This window comes from Ruegeria sp. AB10, from assembly GCF_056542745.1.
The window spans coordinates 292,109-307,740 of the sequence record NZ_JBQGAI010000004.1; the positions used below are offsets into that span (position 1 = coordinate 292,109).

Sequence of the window (15,632 nt, forward strand, 5' to 3'; positions counted from 1 at the left end):
AACACATGCCCCGCTTTCTGAAAGAGTTTTTCAACCGCAACGGCACCGGCATGGGGCTGGCGATATTGGGTCTGGTCCTGTTCTGGACCATCGGCCTGATCATCCTGCCGCAGCTGTCGATGCTGGATTTCTCATTCCGTCCGAACCTGCCACCGCCTGAGATCGGCGGGCCAAAGGACGTCTACACGCTGGAGAACTATAAATACCTGATTTATGGCCCCGAAGGCGGCAGTCAGGACTATAACGCGGTCGATCTGCGGGTGTTTTTCCGCACGCTGCTCGCGGCGGTCTGCGTGACGATTTTCAACCTGATCCTCTGCTATCCGATCGCCTATTATCTGGGTCAGTCCAAGGGCAGCCATATCCGCATCTTTGCGATCATGCTGATCATCCCCTACTGGATCAACGAAATCCTGCGGGCCTTCGCGCTGCGGATCATCTTTGGTGAGACCGGCGTGCTGAACACCCTGTTCATGGGTTTGGGCATCTGGGACACACCGTTTGACTTCATCCGCAATGACATCGCGCTCTATGCGGGTCTGGGCTATGCCTACATCCTGCTGATGATCTTCCCGATCTATAACGTGATCGAAAGCCTGGACGGCAACCAGATCGAGGCCGCACGTGATCTGGGAGCGCCCTGGTGGCGAATTCACTGGCGGGTGGTTATTCCTTACGCCAAGCCGGGCATCAGCTCGGGCTGTACCATGGTCTTCATGCTATCCGCAGGTGCGTTGGCTGCACCGCAGATTCTGGGCGGGCCGTCCAGCTTGTGGTTCACGCAGCTGATCTATCAGCAGTTCAATGACAACAATGACTGGCCGCAGGGGGCCGCCTACGCCATCGTGCTGCTGGTGACCTGTATCCTGTTCGTGCTGGCGATGATGCGCCTGTTCAAGGTGAACATGGGGGATATCGGGAAATGAACAATTCCTTCCTTCGTGTAAGCATCTGGGTCTATCTGGTCATCTTCTTCCTGTACCTGTTGGGTCCGCTGGTGATCATGTCGGTCACGGCGTTCAACTCTTCGGCTTTCCCGAGGATGACGCCGTGGGAATGCCTGACCTTTCAATGGTTTGGTGAGCTGTTTCAGGATCAGCGTATTCTGAACGGCATCAAGAACTCGCTGATCATTGGTGCCGGGACGGTTGTGTTGTCGGTGGCGATGGGTTTGGCGGGCGCGCTGATGCTGACGCAGATCTGGCCCAAGCTGCGCGCGACATACTATACGGTGATCATCGCGCCGATCCTGATCCCGGGCGTGGTACTGGGTATCTCGACGCTGGTGTTCTGGGACCGGATCAACCGGATGCTGGGGCTGGGCGCGGATAGCTTCCTGTCGAACGGGATTTTCCTGACGGTGATCGGCCAATCCACCTTTATCGCCAGCTATTGCATGTTGGTGCTGGTGGCGCGGCTACAGCGGTATGATATCGCCCTGACCGAGGCGGCGCTGGATCTGGGTGCGACCCATGCGCAAGCATTCCGCAAAATCCTGCTGCCCTTTATGCGCCCGGCGATTGCGTCGGCGGCGGTGCTGGCGTTCCTCGCCTCGTTCGAGAACTACAACACTACCACCTTCACTTTTGGTGAGTATCCGACGCTGACCATCGAACTGGCGCAAAAGGTGCGGTACGGCATCACGCCCTCGATCTCGGCCTTGGCCTTCATCATCGTGGCGCTGACCGTGTTCTTTGCCTTGCTGAACGAGGCCAAGCTGAAACGGCAGGAACTGGTTGCCGCCGCGCGCCGGAATGCCACGGTCGAGGAACTGGCGGGCAAGATCAAACTGCCCAGCTTTTTCTCGGGCAACATGGCCGCGGTTCTGGTGGTTGTATTCGCTGTGGCCACGATCACCGTGATCGGCACTGCGACGGCTTACAACCCGGCGCAATGTATCGCCGACGTGCGAGAGCAAAAGCAACTGGAAGCTCAGCAGCGTATCGATGAACTGCGCAGGCAGCGCGAAGAACAGCGCAGACAGCGTGAGGAAGAACGCAAGCAGCGCTTTGAAGGCGTGTTTGAGCCCGGTGATCTGCAACCCGGATCATCCGAGGAGGAAGCAGAGCCAGACACCGGCACCAACAACTCTGGTTTCGGTAACGTGTTTGCACCGAACACCTTGGGTGGTGACGGTGAAGAGGGCGAACCGGAACCAGAAACGCCGCCTGCCGGCAATGGCGGATTCGGCGGGGCTTTTGACCCAAACAGCTTGCAAAACGATCAGTAAGCTTCACGCCTGACAAAAACCCACACGCCCGAAGAGTTACCGCTCTTCGGGCGTGTGTTTTTTCAGGATCAGCACATCGCAGGCATCAATCTCATGCCCGTTCCATGACACGGGAGCAGAGGTGTAGTTGATCAGGAAAACGTGCTTTTCGGTCTCGCGCCGCCGCAATCCTTCGGGCAGCGGATGCAAGGTCAGCCCGACCTCTTGCGCCGCCAGTGCGATCACCCGGTCCCACAGGGCCTCATCCGGGAAACCGGACAGATACCAGACCCCGTTTTCGCCCTTCAGGGCGGAAGTCCCGTCGGTGTACGTCAGCAGGTTTGGGGCGCTGCCGGACAGGCGATCGACCCAGTGCTGAGCTGCGCCACCGCCAACGACCTCGCGGCGCACGTTCGGGGGCAGGGTTTCGACCAAGTCGACTTCGCAATCCAGTTCACGCAGGCCGGGGCGCGCTTCCGGAATATGAAAATCATGCGTGATGGCGCCGCTGCGGGGACCATAGAGTGTCAACTCGCCCGCGCGCTGTTTTATCTCATCGTCCAACGTGGCTAGGCCGGGCGCTAGGATCAGATTGTACCCTGCCGTGGCTGTTTCGGACGCCGAAAGGATATCCACCGACAACCCGGCCCGTCGCAGAGCCCGATAAGCCGAGAAGACCAGCCGGAAATAGTTGAACCCGGCCCCTTGCGGCTGTGTGGTCCACGCCCAGTCCGACGCGTAATCGAACAGAATTGCCACGTCTGCCTGTGTTTGGGTGACCGCGCCCAGCTTTGCCAGATCATCGGCTGTCTGGCGGGCCTCGGCCAAGGCCGGGGCGGGGGCATTGTTCGGGGTCAGTAGCCCTGCGTGCATCTGTTCCTGCGCAAAGGGGGCCTGGCGCCAGCGGAAGTAGCTGACCACCTCGGCCCCATGCGCCACCGCCTCAAGCGACCAAAGGCGCACCATGCCGGGCAGGGGGGCGGGATTGTACGGGGCCCAGTTCACCGGACCGGGCTGTTGCTCCATCACCCACCAGCGACCGCGTCCAACGGTGCGGTAGAGGTCGTGGTGAAAGGCCTGCATGTCCGGGTCGCCCTGCTGCAGGAACGCGGTTTTGTGTGCCTCGTCGGCCTCAAGCCGGTCCGAAAGAAACCCGATCGGATAGCTGTCCCAAGTAGCGATATCCAGATCCTGACCGACCTTGAAATGGTCGAAATCCAGTATCCGCCCCATATAGTTGTGCAGCAGCGGCGCGTCGGTCAGCGGCCGCAGCACATCAACTTGCGCCTTGTTGAACACCGCCACCTGATCCGAGCTGAAGCGGCGAAAGGCCAGAACATGGGCGGGGTTGGGCTCGGTCACCGTCAGGTTAGGCAGGTCGATCTGATCAAAGCGGTCGTATTCCATCGACCAGAACACATTGCCCCATGCCGCGTTCAGCGCCTCAACCGAGCCATACTGATCCGCCAGCCACCGCCGAAACGCCTGCAAGGCCGGTTGGCTGTAGCTGACCGTGGTCTCGTGGCAGCCATATTCATTGTCGATCTGCCAGGCCGCGATATGCGGGTTGCTCCCGTAGCGGTCCCCCATGATCCGGGCAATCCGCTCACACTCGGCTATGTAGCCCTGATGGCTAAAGCAATAATGCCTGCGCGAACCGAACTTGCGCGGCTGCCCCCGAGCATCCACGGCCAGCATGTCAGGGTGTTTGTCCAACATCCAACGTGGTGGCGTTGCCGTTGGCGTGCCCAGCACCACCTTCAATCCCGCAGCCCCCAGCACCTCGATCGCACGGTCCAGCCAGTCGAATTGCAGATCGCCCGGCGTGGGCTCCATCCGGCTCCAGGCAAATTCGCCGATCCGAACCCAGCTCAGACCGGTTTCCACCATGCGGGCGGCATCCTCGGCCCACATCTCTTCGGGCCAGTGTTCGGGGTAGTAGCAGACGCCAAGTTCGGGCTTCATAGAAGGACTCTGTGTTCGGCCTGCCCCTTGCCCGCGCCAGGGGCGGCAAAGGTCATACCGTTGGTTGGGTGTTTGGCCAAAGTCTCTGCATCCAGCCCCTCGCGTGCGGTGGTGCAGAACAAGGTTGTCAGGTCTTCGCCGCCGAATGCGGGGCAGGAAGTATGCGCGGCCTCGAAGACGACCGCCGTCAGGACCTCGCCCGCAGGGGTATAGGCGGCCACGCGGCTTGCGCCCCATTGGGCGATCCAGATGTTGCCGTCGATGTCAACGACCGCCCCATCCGGGTTCAGCCCATCGATGCGGAAGTCCAGAAAAACCGAGCTTTCGCCCTCGGGCCAGCCGGTTTCCGGGTTCAAAGGCCAGCGCATGACCTGTTTCGTGACCGTATCCGCGTAATAGGCGCAGGAGCGATCCGGAGCGAAACAGATCGCATTCGAGATCGTGACGTTTGGCACCAGTTGCCGCAATTCGCCCCGCCAGTACCGATAGATCGCACCTGCGCCGGGTTCGGCATTTTTGCCCATCGTTCCGATCCAGAACCCGCCCCAGGGGTCTGCACGCCCGTCGTTCGAGCGGGTGATCGGGTTGTCCGCCTCAAGTGGGGAGATCAGTTCTTTCTGCCCGGTCGTCAGGCTGAATCGCCAAAGCCCGGTTTCAGAGGCGATCAACAGCGTGTCCCGGTCGACCCAGCCTGCAGCCGAGACATGTTCGCCGAACTGCCAGCTATGTTGTTCGCCGTTTTCCCGCGTCATCAGGCGTTTGCCGACGATATCAAACCAGAAAAGCTGTTGCCGCTCGGGGTGCCAAAGCGGCCCCTCGCCCAGTTCGCAGGGGCGATCGTCGTAGACGGTGTTCATCCGACGGCCTCATCATAGGCGGCCACGATCCGTGCGGCGAGGTCTGCGACCTCAGAGATGGCCATGCCGGGTTTGAACAGTGCCGATCCGATACCGAACCCGTCCGCGCTAGCCTTGATCCACTGGTCGAAATTCTCGGGCCCCGCGCCGCCGACAGCATAGACAAGCGTTCCTTTCGGCAGCACCGCGCGCAAGGCGGACAGCCCCGCCGGACCGGCCAGCGCGCCGGGGAACAGTTTCAGGCCGGAGGCCCCGGCCTTGAGGGCCGCAAATGCTTCGGTCGGGGTGAAGATGCCCGGCCAGCTTTCCAGACCCAGCCGGTGGGTGTGCGAGATGACATCCGGGTCGCAATTCGGCGACACGATCAGCCTGCCGCCGACCTTGGCCACCGCGTCCACCTGATCCGTGGTCAGAACGGTGCCTGCGCCGATCAGGGCGCGGTCACCGAATTCCGCGGCCAGAATACTAATCGACTCCAGCGGATTGGGTGAGTTCAACGGCACTTCGATTTTGTCGATCCCGGCGTTGATCAGGGCGTGACCGGTGGCGGCGGCATCAGACGGGTGCAGACCGCGCAGAATGGCGATGATGGGGCGGCTCATGCGGTTTGCCTCGTCAGGTTGCGGGCCTGTAGCAGGCCAGCCAATGTGCACTGCGTGCTGTTGGCGGTTTCGACAAACGCGCCCTGCTGTTGCAGGGCCTTGGTGTAGATGCCGGACAAACCCTCGGCCCCGATGATCGCCAGTTGCTGGCCCAGCCAATAGGGGCGAGTCGCGGCCAGTTCCGCGCCGATCAGAAAGCCTGAAAGTTGTGCCCGTATGATACCGCCATCCTGACCCTGCAACAGATCAGCGGCGCGCAGGCCAAATAGCCGCGCAGCCAGTTGTTCGGGTTTGGACAGGGTATCTGCGGCAGCCTCGGCAAAGGCAGCGTCGTCCCACCCCTGACCAACCGAGTGTTTCAGTACTGATTGACCAGCCAGCAGGTCGAACATCTCACCGGTCATGAAGGTGCGGAAACTGACGACCTCTCCGGCGCTGACCTGCACCCATTTGGTGTGGGTGCCGGGCAGACATATCACACCGTCCCAGTTTTGATGCGAGGCCAGAAAGCCCGCGATCTGGGTTTCCTCTCCGCGCATGACATCCGGCGGTGCGGTCTGTTTCAGACCGGGCACCACGAAGGCGCGGATGCGGGGATCGGTCCCGGGCACACGGAACGGGGCAACCGGCGTGGGTTCACATGGAACAGCCGAGTAGGGGGCCTCGACCCAGCCTTGGCGCGCGCCCACCATGCCGCAGGCGATCACTTCAATCGGAGCGCTGCCCAGCCAGCCTTCGATCAGTTCGAACAGTGCGGGTTGAAACCCGTCCTTGTCCACCCGCGCCATGCCTTTGTCCGACTGCGCCTGATCCAGCACGGTATCGCCCTGCATCGCCCAGGCCCGCAGATGGGACGTACCCCAATCGACAGCAATCCATTCTGTATTCATGGCTTTACCCCGTTACGACGACGCCGCCATCGACGGCCATGCATTGCCCGGTCATCGCGCGGCTGGCGTCTGAGGCCAGGAACAAGGTCGGTGCGATCATGTCTTCGGGCGTCAGATGTTCTTTCAGGCACTGGCGATCCATATGGGCGGCCAGATCCTCGGGCGTGGCCCACATGTCCAGCTGTTTTTGGGTCAGAACCCAACCGGGGGCCAGCGCATTGACGCGAATGTTCTGCGGCCCCAACTCGCGGGCCAGAGACCGCGTCATCCCGGTGATTCCGGCATTCGAAGTGGTGTAAATCGGATAGCCCGCATTGCCCATCATATAGCTGATCGAACTGAAATTGACGATCGCCCCGCCTTTGCCCTGCATCTGCCGGGCGGCCTCCTGACAGGCGAAGTAATAGGCCTTTAGGTTCACTTCGACCATCCAGTCCCAGAATTCGGTCGTGGTTTCCTCAAGCGAGTGACGTTTGTCGTTGGCGGCGTTGTTGATCAGTACCTTCAGGGAGCCATGCGCCTCGGCTGCCTTTTGCATTGTGGCGTGCAGCAGTTCAGTATCCGTCATGTCGCCCTGCATGAACAGCGGCGCGCGGCCGTGTTTGTCGCGCATCTGCTCGACAAACTCGCTGGCGTCCGAGCGGCCGATGAAAGCGACATTGGCGCCTTGGGCCAGGAATCCATCCGCCAGCGCAGCACCTACGCCCGAGCCTCCGCCGGTGATATAGACCGAAGCCCCGTTGAGATCGTGGAAAGTGGCTGGTTGATCCATCAGTGGCTCTCTCTGGTCACAAGGCGGGTGTCTTTGCCGACAAGAAAATCAAGGTCGGCGCCCTGATCGGCCTGCAGCACGTGGTCGATATAGAGTTTCGCGTAACCCCGCGTGTAGTGCGGGTCGTCCGGTTGCCACCCGATGCGGCGAGCGTCCAGTTCCTTTTCATTCACCAGCAAATCCAGCTCGCCCTTGCTGGCCGACACGCGGATGCGATCACCAGTTTTGACCAGCGCCAGCGTGCCGCCCGCCTGTGCCTCGGGGCTGACATGCAGGATGACGGTGCCATAGGCGGTGCCGGACATACGCGCGTCCGAGATGCGGATCATGTCACGCACACCATCCTTCACCAGCTTGGCCGGGATCGGCATATTGCCGACCTCGGGCATGCCGGGATAGCCCTTGGGGCCGCAGCCTTTGAGCACCAGAATGGTCTCGGGCGTGACCGGAAGGTCATCGCGGTCGATATTGGCCTTCAGGTCTTCGATGTTCTCAAAAACATACGCCTCGGCCTCGGTTTCCAGCAGAGCGTCCGTCGCCGCCGAGGGCTTCACGATGGCACCGTTGGGCGCAAGGTTGCCGCGCAGAACGCGTAGCCCGGCGGCTGGTTTCACCGGATCGTTGAAGGGGCGAATGACGTCGGTGTTGAAACACTCGGCCCCTTCGTAATGGGCCGAGATATCCTTGTTCAGCACGGTTTTTGCCGGGCGCAGGAAGGGTTTGAGTTCGTTCAGCACAACCGGCACGCCGCCTGCGTAGCAGAAATCTTCCATCAGGTATTTGCCCGAGGGCATACAGTTGACGAGTAGCGGGATTTCGGACCCGATTTCAAAATCCTTCAGCGTCAGGTCCACGCCGACGCGACCCGCCAACGCCAGAAGATGCACGACCGCATTGGTCGATCCTCCAACGGCTGCATTGGCGAGGATGGCATTCTCGAACGCTTCCTTGGTCAGAATATCCGAGGGTTTGAGGTCCTCGTCCACCATCTCGACAATCCGTTTGCCGGTCAGATGCGCCAGCGCCATCCGGCGCGCATCGACGGCGGGCAGGGCGGCGTTGGTGGGCAGGGACATGCCCATTGCCTCGACCAGCGAGGCCATGGTGCTGGCGGTCCCCATGGTCATGCAAACACCCGCGCTTCGGGACATGCCGGATTCGGCGTTCATGAAATCCTGCAGGGTCATTTCTCCGGCCCGCACGGCTTCGGAGAATTTCCACACATCCGTGCCCGAGCCGATATCCTTGCCGCGGAATTTGCCGTTCAGCATCGGGCCGGAGCTGACAACGATGGATGGCAGATCGACCGAGGCTGCGCCCATCAGCTGCCCTGGCGTGGTCTTGTCACAGCCGCCCAGCAGAACCACGCCGTCGATGCCATAGGCGCGGATCGATTCCTCGACATCCATGGCCAGAAGGTTGCGGAACAGCATGGCGGTGGGCTTCATCTGGGTCTCGCCCAGCGACATGACGGGGAATTCCACCGGGAAGCCGCCGGCCTCCCACACACCGCGTTTGACGCCCTCGGCCAGATCGCGCAGGCCCGAGTTGCAGGGGGTGAGTTCCGACCATGTGTTGCAGATGCCAATAATGGGGCGTCCGTCAAAGGCGTGATCGGGAAAGCCCTGGTTCTTCATCCACGAGCGGTGGATGAAGCCGTCTTTGTCGAGCTTTCCATACCAGTGTTGTGAGCGGCGTTTTTTCATTTCTGGCTGTGCTTTTCGTGGCTGGGGTTGCAATTGAGTATTTGAAAAAAGATGAAGATCAGGCGGCGCGGGCAGGTTGGCACCAGCCAGGCAGCCAGTCCGAATGTGCGGTGAGAAGGTCTGTCACCAGATTGCGGATTTGGCGTAGATCCAGTTCGGCGGCGGTGTGTGGGTCCATCATGGCGGCGTGATAGATGTATTCCGGGTTCTGGTCGACCAGCGCCTGAACGGTCAGTTCCTGCACGTTGATCTGGCTACGCATCAAGGCCACCAGTTGCGGCGGGATATTGGTGACGACCGAGGGCTGTACGCCGTTGCTGTCCACCAGGCAGGGGGTTTCAACCGCTGCGCCCAAGGGCAATTGCGGTATCTGCCCTGTATTCGGCAGGTTGCCATAGGCCACGTAGGGCGCGTCGGTCACGATGGCGTTCATCAGATCGGCGGCAAATTCGTGACTGCGAGTGACGTCGATATCGCGCCCGTCGGTCAGGGTCTTGGCCTGTTCTTTCCAACTGGCGACCTGTTCGATGCAGCGGGTGGGGTATTCATCCAGCGGGATCGAGAACTGCTCGATCAGATCCTGCCGTCCGTCCTTGATGAACCAGGGGACATATTCCGCCAGATGTTCCGAGCTTTCGGTGCAGAAATAACCCAGATGGTCCATGACCTCATAGCGGACTTTGTTGGGACAGCGTGGCATCAGCAGAGGGGCTTTGGGAAGCTGGCCGCTGGCGTATCCCTGTCGCAGTGCGGGGTAGAGGTCGTGGCCCTGATGTTCAAGCCGCAGAAAGAACGCAACGTGGTTGACGCCTGCGACTTTGTAACGGATGTCGCCCTTGGGCAGGTCAAGGTCATGCGCCAGTTCCTCGACCGTGTTCTGGACCGAGTGGCACAGGCCCACATGTTTCAGCGTAGGGAACTGCTCGGCCAGCGCCCAGGTGTTGATCGCCATCGGGTTGACATATTGCAGCAGGGTCGCATTCGGGCAGAGCTGCATCATGTCTTGCGCGACATCCCACAGAACCGGAACCGTGCGCAGGCCGCGCATTATGCCTCCGATCCCCAACGTATCGGCGATGGTCTGGCGCAGGCCGTACTGTTTGGGGATTTCGAAATCAGTGACCGTGCAAGGTTGATAGCCACCGACCTGAAAGGCAGTAATGACGAAATCAGCCCCGTCCAGCGCTGCGCGGCGGTCGGTATGGGTGGACACGATCGCGCCCGTTCCAACCGAGCGGATCATGGCGCGGGCCACGGTCTCGCTTTCGGCAAGACGCTCGGGGTCGATATCCATCAAGGCGAAATGGCTGTCGGCCAGAGCGGGGGTCAGCAGAGCGTCGCCCACGATGTTCTGCATGAAGATCGTGGAGCCTGCTCCGATAAAGGTGATCTTTGTCATTGAGGCAAACCTTTGGTTTGACGTTATTTTACGGCACCGAGGGTCAGGCCCGCGATGAAGTGTTTCTGCATCAGGAAGAACATGGCCACCGGCGGCAACGCAGCGACGATGGAACCGGCGCTCATAAACTGATAGGCAGCGCGGAACTGGGCGTTGAAGCTGGTGATACCTGCGGTGACAGGTTGGCTTTCAGCGCCTTGGGTCAGGACCACGGCCCAGAAATAGTCGTTCCAGATGAAGGTGAAGATCAGAACGCTGAGCGCGGCGATGGCCGGTTTCATCAGCGGCAGCACGACGTACCAGAAGATGCGCCATTCGCTGATGCCCTCGACGCGGGCGGCCTCTATCAGTTCAAAAGGCAGCGCGCGGATGAAGTTGCGCATGAACAGCGTGCAGAACCCGGTCTGGAAGGCGATGTGGAACAGAACCAGACCTGTTTTGGTGTTGTAGAGGCCAAGCTGCAGGGTCAGGTCGCGCACCGGCACCATCAGGATCTGGAACGGCACGAAGTTGCCTGCCACGAACATGAAGAAGATCCAGAGGTTCGATTTGAACTTATAGATGCCAAGCGCGAAGCCGGTCATGCAGCTGAGCGCGACCGCTCCGATCACCGTGGGGATGGTGATCAGAAATGAGTTCAGCAGATACCGCGGCATGTCCGAGTTGAAGAACACCTGGCCGTAGTTGAACGCGCCCTCAAAGCTGGACGGCAGTCCCCAGTAGTTGGCGTTGGTGAAGTCTGCTGCCGGTTTGACCGAGAATAGCGCGACTGCAAGTAGCGGACCCAGCCACAGCAGCAAGGCCAGCGGCAACATGGCCTGATAGCTGATTTGCGCCGCACGGGGTTGTTTTTCGATGGGTTTGGGAAACATCTCAGTGCCCCCTTTCTTCGCGATACATCGACCAGAGGAAATAAGCGATGAAGCAGAGCATGATCAGGAACAGAACCACCGCGATGGCGGCGCCGTAGCCCATGCGGAAACCGTATTCGGACAGCGCGACTTCGAACATGTAATAGGCCAGCACGCGGGATGAGCCGAACGGGCCACCTTGGGTCATGATCGAGATCAGGTCGAAACTGCGCAGCGCGCCGATGATGGTCACGACAAAGGCGATGAACGTGGCAGGGCGCAGTTGCGGCAGGATGATGTGCCACAGCATCCGCGCGCCTTTGGCACCGTCCAGACGTCCGGCCTCGATCTGTTCGGGGTCCACCGCGTTCAGGCCGGTGAGGTAGAGGATCATGCAATAGGCTGTCTGCGGCCAGAGGCCTGCGAAGATGATGCCATAGGTGACGAAACGCTCGTCGCCGAGGACATTCAGCGGACCCATGCCGAACAGGCCGAGGAATTCGTTCAGCAGGCCGAAGGTCGGGTCGTAGAACCAGGTGAAGACAAGGCCGACAACGACCTGAGAAATAACGAAGGGGAAGAAAAACAGTGATTTATAGAGGCGAATCCCCCAGACCGTCTGGTTCAGGAAAAGTGCGATGAAGAGGCCCGCCGGGATCGCGGCGAGGTAGAGGATCAGCCAGATCAGGTTGTTTTTCAGTGAGATGTAGAATGCATCCCGGTCCACCCATTCCCAATAGAGATCTTCGTAGTTGCGGACGCCGACATATTCGGCCGCGCCCAGCCCATCCCATTCGTAGAGCGACAGGTTGAAGGACTGGAACACCGGAATGATCACATAGACCATGAAGAACAGCAGACCGGGGGCCAGAAACAGCCAGGGCGCGATACGCTGTTGGTTGCGGTGGAACCAGCTTTCGTGTTCGGGGGCTTCGACGGCTGACATACGGACACTCGGGGTTCAGGTAAAAGGGGTAAGACGGGTTATCACCCACCTTACGCAGAATGAGGTGCAGGCCGGGCTTGTGCCCGGCCTGACCGGTTTAGTTCTCGTAGATGCGCTGACGGGCGCGCTCGAGTTTGGACAGGATGCGATCCAGATTGTCGGGCTTGACCATGAACTCCTGGAAACCCTCCATCGACACTTTGGCCATTTCGGCGGGCGCGTCGCGGTCCCAGAACTGGGCGACGCCGCCGGGGCTGTTGGACGACAGCATTTCAAAACCCTGTTGCAGGAACTTGTCATCATCCACCGCAGATTGCGCATTCACGGGTAGTTGGCCGAGGCCATCGCCTGCGTTGGCCGCTGTCTGAACATCTGCGGACACAACAAATTTCAGAAATTCACGTGCTGCTTCTTTATTTTTTGCGCCAGACGGAATGTGGAACGTGTCGGTTGGCGCGTCCTCGGATTTTGGAACGCCGGGTGTGATTTCAACGAACTGGTAAAAGTCTATCTGATCCTCGGTCAAACCTGCGTCGCGCAACGACGGCACGATAAAGTTCCCAAGCAGATAGGCGGCAGCATCACCTTTGACCATGAAGGGAAGTGACTCTTGCCAGCTATACGTCTGGTGGTTGTCGATGAACGCACCCATGTCGATCAGCTGCTTCCAGTTGGCGAAGGTTTGTTTGACACGGTCGTCTTCCCAGCTAATCTCGCCGTTCGCAAGTTGCTGGTGGAACTCGAACCCGTTGGTGCGCATATTCAAGTAGTCGAACCAGCCGCCTGCGGTCCACAGGAATTTGGTGCCGATCGTGTAACAGGCACGTCCAGAATCGACAATCTTCTGGCAGTTGGCCAGCTCTTCCTCCCACGTGGTGGGTTCGCTCAGGCCCAACTCGTCGAAGATGTCTTTGCGGTAGTACACGCCCCACTGGTAGTATGTGTAGGGAACCCCCCATTGCTTGCCGTCGATGGTCATCGCGCCTTTGGTCGAAGCGAGGTTGTCGGCAATCGCGGGGTCGGTCCACAGATCGGAAACATCCTCGAACAAGCCGGCTTCTACGTATGGTTTCATGCGATTGGCAGCATACCAGTTCGCCACGTCGGGCGGATTGGCTCCGAGGAAGTTACGAATCTGAGTTTTGTACGCCTCGCGATCAATGATTGTGAGTTCGACAGTAAGATTTGGGTGCAGGTCATCGAACTGCTGGGCCAAGTTTTCCATAACAGCCCTAGGCGCAGGGTCGTGCATGTCCGAAAAAATGACGAGCTCGCCGGTCAGCTCGGCCGCAACAGGCGCGGCAAGTGCCACACTGGCCGCCAGCGCCGCCGCTGTGCGCTTGAACATGGAATGCATGGTTTCCTCCCTTAGCTTCCATTTGTAGTTTTTAAGTTCCAAATAATGGAACTATGTTTTACATATTGAAAACTACACATCGACTCGGTTAGTCTTGTCAAGACCCTCGTGCGGAAAGCGGCGGGTCAATGGGAGGAGAACAGGCACACGTGGCTGGTGACGGAACAATAGGAAAAGCATGTGACGTGCTGGACCAGGTGGCGGCTTTTGCCCGCCCGGTCCGATTCGCCGAATTGCTGGAAAGCAGCGATTTTCCAAAGGCGACGCTTTATCGGTTTCTACAGACGCTGACCAATCAGGGGATGCTGTCTTATGATCCCGAGCGGCAGACATACGCACCGGGATTGCGGCTGGTGCGGTTGGCTCACGCGGCGTGGACACAAAGCTCGCTGGCGCCGATTGCGCGGCCGTTTCTGGATGCGCTCAGCCGAGAGACCGGGGAAACGGTGCATCTGGCGCAGCTTGATTCCAGCCAGGTGCTGTATGTTGACAAGCGTAACGCTGCCCAGCCCATCGAGATGTACTCGCAGGCCGGAAAGGTTGGCCCGGCCTACTGCACAGGAGTGGGCAAGGCGATGATGGCGTTTCTGGATGAGGCGGCGCTGGATCGCGCCGTATCGCAGCAAAGCTACCACCGGTTTACCGACAAGACCCTGACGTCCGAAGCGGCGTTGCGGGCCGACCTCGAACTGATCCGCAGTCGCGGCTATGCCATCGATGACGAGGAACATGAACCCGGTATCATCTGTATTGCCTGTCCGATCCTGACCTCGGGCGGGCGGATGCTGGGGGCGATTTCCGTAACAGGATCGACCGAGCGGATGAATTTTGAACAATTGGAAACCTGGGTGCCCCGAGTTCGCCGTGTGGCCGAACAGATCGGAGCCGAAGCACAGGCGTGGCGGTTCCCCGAGACCCGCCCAAGCGCCGATACAGACAGGATGCAAGCGACATGACAGGTGTGACTCTGAGCCAGGCAATCAAGCGTTATGGTGAAACGCAGGTGATTCACGGCGTTGATCTCGATATCGAGGATGGTGAGTTCTGCGTCTTCGTTGGCCCTTCGGGGTGCGGCAAGTCTACCTTGCTGCGGATGATTGCCGGGCTTGAAGAGACCACCGAAGGGCAGATTCATATCGGCGCGCGTGACGTGACTCATATGGACCCGGCCAAGCGTGGCGTGGCGATGGTTTTCCAGACCTATGCGCTGTACCCGCATATGACGGTGGCTGAAAACATGGGCTTTGGTCTGCGCATGAACGGTGTCGCAAAGTCCGAGATCGATCAGAAAGTGCAGCAAGCGTCGAATATCCTGAAGCTGGATCAGTATCTCAAGCGCAAACCCAAGGCACTGTCCGGGGGCCAGCGTCAGCGTGTGGCTATCGGACGGGCGATTGTCAGGGGGCCTGAGGTGTTTCTGTTCGACGAACCTCTGTCCAACCTCGACGCTGAACTGCGCGTCGAGATGCGGGTTGAGATCGCGCGGCTGCACAATGAAATAGGTGCCACGATGATCTATGTGACCCATGATCAGGTCGAGGCGATGACCATGGCCGACAAGATCGTGGTGCTGCGGGATGGCCGGATTGAGCAGGTCGGTGCGCCGATGGATTTGTATCGCGATCCGGACAACCGGTTCGTGGCGGGGTTCATCGGCTCTCCGGCGATGAATTTCCTTAAATGCGACTATGCGGACGGCAAGGTTTCGCATCCGGCGCTTGGTGCACCGCTGGAAGTGGCGGCCAACGTGCCGGCAGGGCAGAGCAAAGTCACGCTGGGTATCCGGCCGGAACACATTGAGATCGACCGCACGGGTGACACCTGCACCGTTGATCTGACCGAGGCGCTTGGTGGGGTCAGCTATTCGTATCTGCTGACGCCGAACGGTGATAAGCTGATCGTCGAAGAACGCGAAGATCAACGCAGCAAGCAGGGCGAGCGGATCGGTCTTGTCATTCGCCCGGACCGCACAATGCTGTTCGATCCCGAAACCGGCCAGCGGTTCCGGTAGCCATCACGCAGCACCCCAAATCGAACGCGCCGATCCTGCGATTTGGCGCGTTTTTTTGTGGCATTAT

The 15,632-nt window shown here is 59.9% G+C and carries 14 protein-coding genes; 4 read left to right on the top strand and 10 right to left on the bottom strand.

The window, feature by feature from the left end:
* Window positions 1-5: 5 nt before the first annotated feature.
* Together ACR0NT_RS10845 and ACR0NT_RS10850 are read left to right on the top strand one after the other, a co-directional pair.
* A complete protein-coding gene (locus ACR0NT_RS10845; protein WP_170446634.1) occupies window positions 6-926 on the top strand; it encodes an ABC transporter permease in 921 nt (306 codons plus the stop codon).
* Window positions 923-2,230 (top strand): ABC transporter permease, encoded by a 1,308-nt coding sequence (locus ACR0NT_RS10850; RefSeq protein ID WP_170446632.1) that lies wholly within the window; start codon window positions 923-925, stop codon window positions 2,228-2,230. The genes ACR0NT_RS10845 and ACR0NT_RS10850 overlap by 4 nt, the downstream gene beginning before the upstream one ends.
* A 36-nt stretch (window positions 2,231-2,266) precedes the next feature.
* On the opposite strand, the gene ACR0NT_RS10855 is transcribed toward ACR0NT_RS10850, so the two are convergent.
* The 10 genes from ACR0NT_RS10855 to ACR0NT_RS10900 form a co-directional block, all read right to left on the bottom strand.
* Window positions 2,267-4,174, bottom strand: coding sequence for a beta-galactosidase (locus ACR0NT_RS10855; RefSeq protein WP_170673851.1), 1,908 nt, complete (start codon window positions 4,172-4,174; stop codon window positions 2,267-2,269).
* Window positions 4,171-5,031, bottom strand: coding sequence for an SMP-30/gluconolactonase/LRE family protein (locus ACR0NT_RS10860; RefSeq protein WP_170446628.1), 861 nt, complete (start codon window positions 5,029-5,031; stop codon window positions 4,171-4,173). Before ACR0NT_RS10860 ends, ACR0NT_RS10855 begins: the two co-directional genes overlap by 4 nt.
* Window positions 5,028-5,633, bottom strand: coding sequence for a 2-dehydro-3-deoxy-6-phosphogalactonate aldolase (locus ACR0NT_RS10865; protein WP_170446626.1), 606 nt, complete (start codon window positions 5,631-5,633; stop codon window positions 5,028-5,030). The genes ACR0NT_RS10860 and ACR0NT_RS10865 overlap by 4 nt, the downstream gene beginning before the upstream one ends.
* A complete protein-coding gene (locus tag ACR0NT_RS10870; protein WP_170673848.1) occupies window positions 5,630-6,523 on the bottom strand; it encodes a 2-dehydro-3-deoxygalactonokinase in 894 nt (297 codons plus the stop codon). The genes ACR0NT_RS10865 and ACR0NT_RS10870 overlap by 4 nt, the downstream gene beginning before the upstream one ends.
* Window positions 6,524-6,527: 4 nt before the next feature.
* Window positions 6,528-7,295: an SDR family oxidoreductase gene (locus tag ACR0NT_RS10875; protein ID WP_170673845.1), complete on the bottom strand. Its 768-nt coding sequence runs from the start codon at window positions 7,293-7,295 to the stop codon at window positions 6,528-6,530.
* On the bottom strand, window positions 7,295-9,001 hold the full coding sequence (locus tag ACR0NT_RS10880) for an IlvD/Edd family dehydratase (protein WP_170673842.1): 1,707 nt from the start codon (window positions 8,999-9,001) through the stop codon (window positions 7,295-7,297). The genes ACR0NT_RS10875 and ACR0NT_RS10880 overlap by 1 nt, the downstream gene beginning before the upstream one ends.
* Window positions 9,002-9,059: 58 nt before the next feature.
* Window positions 9,060-10,400: an alpha-glucosidase/alpha-galactosidase gene (melA, locus tag ACR0NT_RS10885; protein WP_170673839.1), complete on the bottom strand. Its 1,341-nt coding sequence runs from the start codon at window positions 10,398-10,400 to the stop codon at window positions 9,060-9,062.
* Window positions 10,401-10,423: 23 nt separating this feature from the next.
* A complete protein-coding gene (locus ACR0NT_RS10890) occupies window positions 10,424-11,272 on the bottom strand; it encodes a carbohydrate ABC transporter permease (protein ID WP_170673836.1) in 849 nt (282 codons plus the stop codon).
* Window position 11,273: 1 nt separating this feature from the next.
* Window positions 11,274-12,197 (bottom strand): carbohydrate ABC transporter permease, encoded by a 924-nt coding sequence (locus ACR0NT_RS10895; protein WP_170446614.1) that lies wholly within the window; start codon window positions 12,195-12,197, stop codon window positions 11,274-11,276.
* 97 nt (window positions 12,198-12,294) lie between these two features.
* Window positions 12,295-13,554, bottom strand: coding sequence for an extracellular solute-binding protein (locus tag ACR0NT_RS10900; protein WP_170446612.1), 1,260 nt, complete (start codon window positions 13,552-13,554; stop codon window positions 12,295-12,297).
* Window positions 13,555-13,703: 149 nt separating this feature from the next.
* On the opposite strand from ACR0NT_RS10900, the gene ACR0NT_RS10905 reads away from it, so the two are divergent.
* Window positions 13,704-14,510 (top strand): IclR family transcriptional regulator, encoded by an 807-nt coding sequence (locus ACR0NT_RS10905; RefSeq protein ID WP_170446610.1) that lies wholly within the window; start codon window positions 13,704-13,706, stop codon window positions 14,508-14,510.
* Complete coding sequence (locus tag ACR0NT_RS10910; protein WP_170446608.1) at window positions 14,507-15,565, top strand: sn-glycerol-3-phosphate ABC transporter ATP-binding protein UgpC; 1,059 nt, start codon at window positions 14,507-14,509, stop codon at window positions 15,563-15,565. Before ACR0NT_RS10905 ends, ACR0NT_RS10910 begins: the two co-directional genes overlap by 4 nt.
* The last annotated feature ends 67 nt before the right edge of the window (window positions 15,566-15,632 follow it).